Origin of the sequence: Streptomyces sp. NPDC000229 (assembly GCF_040300825.1) — a bacterium.
Lineage (GTDB): Bacteria > Actinomycetota > Actinomycetes > Streptomycetales > Streptomycetaceae > Streptomyces.
The window spans coordinates 55,914-61,913 of sequence record NZ_JBEPEL010000037.1; the positions used below are offsets into that span (position 1 = coordinate 55,914).

Consider the following 6,000-nt stretch of genomic DNA (forward strand, 5'->3'; position numbering starts at 1 on the left):
TCAAAGCCGAGCGCGGTGGAGTCGAGGACACAGGATGGGCTCCTCATCGAGTCAGAGGGAGTCCGGGCCACCGCTCAGCATGACGTGGATGTAGCGAGGCCCGAGATGGCCATCACCGACTGGGCGACGAGGGCCGGCCTGCGGGTGCGGAACAGGGAGCGGGATCTCGTACCGCCTCCTCCCCCACGGGCATGTTGTACTGGCTCATGACTGCTCTCCGGACAGGCGGTCGAGGCGATCACGCTGGGCCTCGGTCAGGTGGAGGCGTTCCGCGGCGAGGTTTTCCTCCAGGTGGTCGATCCGGGAAGTGCCCGGGATCGGGAGGATGACCGGCGAGTGCCCGAGAAGCCAGGCGAGCGCGACCTGCGTGGGAGTGGCCTCGACCTCGGCGGCCACGGCGGCGATGTCGGCCCTCGCCCCCGACTCCCCCCAGGCGACGGGGCGCCAGGGCAGGAACGCGATGCCGGCCGCTTCGCAGGCCGCGAGCACGGGCTCGTGTTCCCGGTCGAGCAGGTTGTAGCGGTTCTGCACGCTCGCGATGTCGACGATGTCCCGTGCCCGGTCGAGTTCGTCGGCGGTGACCTCGGACAGCCCGATCCGGCCGATCTTGCCCTCGTTCCGCAGGTCCCGCAGTGCGCCGAGCTGGTCGGCGAGGGGCGTCTCCGGATCAACACGGTGCAGCTGGAGCAGCTCGATCCGTTCGACGCGCAGTCGGCGCAGCGCCTGCTCGACCTGCTCGCGCAGCACAGGCGGCCGCCCGTCGAGCTTCCACTCGCCCGAGGGGAGCGATCGGGCGACTCCGACCTTGGTGGTGATGAGGACCCCGTCCGGGTAGGGGTGCAGGGCCTCGGCCACGAGCTCCTCGTTGGCGCCCGCGCCGTACATGTGAGCGGTGTCGATCAGTGTGACGCCCAGCTCGACGGCCCGCCGGGCGACGGCGAGAGAGGCCTCACGGCCCGGGCCCGGGTCCGTCCGCAAGTGCATGGCCCCGAAGCCGAGCCTGCGTACTTCCAGATCCCCGCCGATACGAAACGCAGTCGAAGTCATGTGATGTTCCTCCCCCTCGTTCAAGGCGCAACGTTAACAGCGCAGTTGGCAACCGCCCCTGCCAACCGTCGTGATCGACCGCGGCACGCCCCGACGGCACGGCGCGCCGGAACGGCTGGGCAGCACAGCACGGCGGCACGTTGCCGGCCCGGCGGGGCAGCGGGTGACCCGGCAGCAGCGTGACGAGGCGGGGAGACCTGCGGCGGAGGCGCCGGAACGGCCGACGGGCGCAAGCCCAACGGCCCCGACGGCCCCGACGGCGGCAGTTCGGCGCGCAGGCGCCAGCGGCACGGCCACTGCCGATTACCGCGCCGGGCAGGCGCGGTAATCGGCGCATCGGCCGGGCCGGGAACGAGCGGGCTGGGGCCGCTACTGCTCGTACCAGCCCAGCGCTCCTGCCCCCTCGGAGGGATCGAACGCCTGGTGGAGCCCCACAATTGCGTGGACCAGGCGGGGGTCCCAACCGGGCCTCAGCACCTGGTAGTCGTCGGCCAGCCCGCGGAAGACCAGGTGGGCACGGCCCGTACCGTCACGCCAGATGACCCGGCGGGGCGGGCCGAAACCTCCGTCACCCGCGCCCATGACGGCCGCGATCAGGCACAGCAACCTGATCGGCAGCCCCACCGGCCACCACACCGCCCACCACACCAGGCGGCCCTGGTACCCCGTGAGGGCGGGGCCCGCCGCGGGCTCCACGGTCCACCGTGTCCGTCCGAACCGGAGACCTCGCCGGCGTCGCAGTGTGATCCGCCCGAGCAGCCCGCCGAACGGATCCTCGACACGATAGACGGCCGGGCGCCCGATCACCCGCGGGCCGAGGGTCTGCTCGGTGACCACGCGGGCGATGGGCGGCCCACCCTCGGAGACGATGTGGAAGGTGCGGGTGGAGCGGTAGCGGTCCGACGCTGGGGCATCGACATCCCGGCAGAGCCGGACAGCACCGCCTTCATCATGCGGACCCGAGCTCACGACGGCCGGTGGAGAAACCGAGTACCTCACCTCATAGGTCACTCGCCCCTGGTTCATGCTCTCTCCCCCTCACCGCGGCGGTCCGGTGGCGATGTTCTCACTGCGGTGGCGGTCAGTCGTCGTGAGGGGTGCCACAAGGCTCGGCCCGCTCGCTGTGGCGGCGTCAGCAGCGAAGCCCAACGATGGCGGCAGCCGCCGTCTCCGCCCGGGGCACGGCCCTCCGATGGCGTTGAGCGTGGCCACTGTTGTGGCCGGCAGCGGGACAGCGGGACGGCCCGCCGGCGGCGGACGGGTGCGAGGACGGCACGGCCGGACGGCAGCAGCAGCGGGCGAGCCAGCCCCGCGGCCCGTCGCAGGGGGCGTGCGCTGTGCCGCCCGGCGCCGGGCGGGCACTCACGGGGCATCGGTGCGTGCCGCTGTTGCCCGCCGAAGGTGCTCAACAGGGGAAACCACTTCGAGAGATGGGCGTCCCCCGGCCCGGATGGCTCGCGGGCCTGTGCGCGCCGGTGTCAGGGCCTTCTGCGCCGGGCGGCGCGCCGCTGGGCGTGGACGGTGAGAGTGAGGGGGTGAGTGATCCCGAGAGCCCTGATGCAGGAGTCGAGGGTCTGCTTGTACAGGCGGAGGGCTTCCTTGCGCATCCCCATCACGTGGTAGGTGGAGGCGATGTTCATGCGGGTGGTGAGGCTGTCGGTGTGGTCCGCTCCGTGCACCCGTTCCTGTTGCGGGAGGTTGGCCTCGAGCAAGGCGAGTGCCCGGTCGTAATTCCTCGTCGCGGCGTGCGCGACGGCCAGGTTGTGGCGGGCTGTGAGGGTGTGCGGGTGATCCTCGCCAAGGGTCTGTGCGCATGCGGTGAGGTTGTCCTCGTAGAGCGGGACCGCTCGCTGGAGGTCCCCCGCGTCCTTGTGCGCCTGCGCAAGCTGGTTGCGGATGGTGAGGACGTCGGGGTGGGAGGGGCCGAGCGCCTTCTCCATGCCGTGCAGTGCCTGTTGGCAGAGGGGAACCGCCTCCTTCGGCAGACCCAGGAGCAGGAGACTGCACGCGAGGAGGTTGAGGGCCGCCAGGGTGTCGGTATGGGCGGGGCCGAGGGCCCGTGTGCGCCCCTGGAAGACCCTGTCGTACAGGTGGACGGCCCGGTCGAAGTGGCCGGCCAGCCGGTGGGCGTCGGCGAGGTGCCTGAGGGTGGTGAGCGTGTCGGGGTGGTTCTCGCCCAGGGTCTTTTCCCGGAGCCGGAGGTTCTGCTCGAACAGGGGGATGGCCGGCCCGGGGTCGTTCGCCATCAGGTGGGCTACGGCCAGGTTGTGGCGGGTGGCGAGGGTGTTCTGGTGCTCCTCACCGCTCCGCTCCCGGCTGTCGTGGTAGGCCTGTGCCAGAAGGGGCATGGCGCCTTCCGGGTCGTCAGCCGTGAGGAAGGCGTAGCCGATGTCGGCACTGTGGGTATCGGCACCGCGGGTGTCGGGGTGTCCCTCGCCTGCGGAGCGTGGGTCCCCGGTGGACCGGGCATCGGCCGGCCGTGGGTCCCCGGTGGGCCGGACATCGGCCGGCTCGTTCGGTGTCCGAGCGGCCAGGGAGCGGGCCTTGTCGATGTCGCCCGCCTCCCGGTATGCGAGGGAGAGCGCCATGCGGACGGCGCGGGTCCTGCCGTGGTCCTCACCGTGGACGCGCTCCATGTCGCGCAGTGTCCGTTCGAGCAGCGGGACGGCCCGGCCGAGGTCGCCCGCTTCCTTGTAGGCGTGCGCCAGGTCCCCGCGTACGAGGACGGTGTCGGGGTGGTCCTCGCCCAGGACCCGTTCCATGTCGTGGAGGTCCTGCTCGAAGAGTGCCGTGGTGGCAAGTCGCCGGCCTGCGGCCAGGCGGGCGGCCGTCAGGTTGTGGCGGGTGACGAGGGTGAGGTGGTGGTCCTCGCCGAGCTCACGTACGCAGGCGTCGATGTTCCCCTCGAGCAGGCGGACGGCCTCGTCGAAATTGCCCGCGGTCTGCTGTACGCGGGCAAAGTTGGTGACGGCGGCGAGGGTGCTGAGCTCGTCCGTGCCCTGCAGCAGGCCCAGGGCGACGTTCTGCCCGAGCAGGGCGAGAGCCCGGTCCGTGTTGCCGGCCGCCCGGTGGGCGTCGGCGAGGTTGTTGCGGCTGGCGAGGGTGAGGGGGTGCGTTTCGCCGAGGGTGCGGTCCGCGTCTTCCAGAGCCCGTTCGTAGAGCGGAATGGCGCGCTTCAGATCGCCGCCCTCCTCGTAGGCACCGGCCAGGTTGTGACGGCAGGTGACCGTGTCCAGGTGGTCGGGGCCCAGCGTCCGTTCGTGGTGGGCCAGGGCTCGTCGCAGGTGTGCTGCGGCGCGGGCCGCCAGCCCCTGGCTGACGAGAAACACCCCGGCGTGGTTGAGGAGCCTCGCGGTCCTGGTGGTGTCGGCCACCGGGGGCGTGTGGCGGGCGACGGCGTCCATGTGCGGGAGCATGGTGTGCCCGGTGGGCCATGTGGCGGGATCCTGCCACTGGCACGGCTGGACGGCCGCGAGCAGGGCGGCGGTCGCGTACGAACGGGCCTCCTGGACGAGGTCGGGCGTACGGTTCGGGTCGTCGGCATCGGGTGTCCGGGCCACCGATTGGACGAGCCGGTGTACGGCCAGGGAACGGCTGCCGGCGTCGACCTTGACCATGCTGTAGGCGTTCAGCGTGCCGATGGCGTCCGCGAGCTCGGCCGGTTCGGCTACGTCGTCGAGAAGCCCGACGGGAATCTTGTCGGGGGCATACCAGGCCAGGATCCGCAGCACCTCGGCGGCCAGGGGTTGCCGTTCGGCCATGCGGTCCAGCGCCACGCGCCACGTACGGGCGACGGTGCGCTCGGCGTCGGTCACGCCCATGGCGCCCCGCCGGAGCATCGCCGCAGGGTCGTCCCTCAGCAGGTCCAGGTACGAACGCGGGGTCAGCAGGGGGTTCTGTGCGAGATAGGCGGCGGCCTGCTCGACGGCCAGGGGCAGGTGTCCCAGTTCGGCACAGAGTTCGTCCGCTCCGGCCATGTCGCGGGGGCCACCGCTGGTGACGGTTGCCTTGAGGAGGGCCAGGGAATCGGCCGGATCGAGGACGTCGAGCCGAATGACGGTGGTGGCGTCGTGCCATACGGTGGCGAGCCTGCTGGTGACCAGGAAGCGGCCGGCGGGCGCGCGCGCCAGCAGTTCGGCTATGTCGGCGGGGTCGTTGACGTTGTCCAGGACGAGCAGCCAGCCGGTGTGTGTGGCCAGCCACTCCTTCCCGATCTCCACCAGGGCTTCGGCGGTCATCACCTTGGACGCGGCAGGCTGGAGGGCCATGCCCAAAGCGGCGAGGCCCTGCTCCACTCCGGCCGGGCTGTCCGCGGTGATCCAGCGGATCGGCGACAGGCCGAGGGCGCCGGCTCGGGTGGCCGCCCAGTGAGCGGCCAGGGCGCTCTTGCCTATCCCTCCGAGTCCGTGCACTGCCTGTAAGAGCACCCCGCCCGGACGACCCGGAGGTCCGGTCATGGCGGCGTCCAGGCGGTCGAGTTCGACGGTCCGGCCGACGAAGCGGCCGGGGCGGTAGGGCAGGTTGTCGAGACCCGGGCGGGCCTCGACACCGCCCGCGGGGGCCACTGCTTCCGGCGGCAGCACCACGGTGGAATGGTCGTTGTAGATGCCGGTGACGGCGATGCCGCCGTGGGTCGCGGTCGCGTTTCCGCTGCCCGCCACCTGCTGCACGGGGTTGACGGGTGCTGCGGGTGCGGCGGGTGTGACGCCGCCGAGGGCGCTCCTCGCCGGAGTGCTCTTGCCGGTGTCGCGTCGCCTGCCCCACTGCCACTTCGCCATGCCGCCCGCCCCCGCCTAGGTCGTGTCTTTTGGATCAGGCCGGATCAGCGAGCGGGGTCTGGTGCGCGCAGATGCAAGGCGGAGGAGGGAGCCACTGCGGAGCATTGGCGACCGACGACAACGCAGCAGATGCGCGTGCCAGGGCTCGCGAGCCCGGCAAGATCCGAAAGACACG

General features: G+C 71.7%; 3 protein-coding genes. All 3 read right to left on the minus strand.

Features of this window, described 5'->3' with window-relative positions; genetic code table 11:
* Positions 1–204 precede the first annotated feature (204 nt).
* On the minus strand, positions 205–1,047 hold the full coding sequence (locus tag ABT360_RS19475) for an aldo/keto reductase (protein ID WP_351817600.1): 843 nt from the start codon (positions 1,045–1,047) through the stop codon (positions 205–207).
* Between the two features lie 369 nt (positions 1,048–1,416).
* Entirely contained in the window at positions 1,417–1,884 is a 468-nt protein-coding gene (locus ABT360_RS19480; protein WP_351817603.1) for a hypothetical protein, read from the minus strand.
* Positions 1,885–2,525: 641 nt separating this feature from the next.
* On the minus strand, positions 2,526–5,825 hold the full coding sequence (locus ABT360_RS19485; protein WP_351817606.1) for a tetratricopeptide repeat protein: 3,300 nt from the start codon (positions 5,823–5,825) through the stop codon (positions 2,526–2,528).
* Between the last annotated feature and the right edge of the window lie 175 nt (positions 5,826–6,000).

Excerpts from the sequence above, each read along its gene's own strand:
- ABT360_RS19475 (WP_351817600.1), bottom strand. The coding sequence starts at position 1,047 with ATGACTTCGACTGCGTTTCGTATCGGCGGGGATCTGGAAGTACGCAGG.
- ABT360_RS19485 (WP_351817606.1), bottom strand. The coding sequence starts at position 5,825 with ATGGCGAAGTGGCAGTGGGGCAGGCGACGCGACACCGGCAAGAGCACT.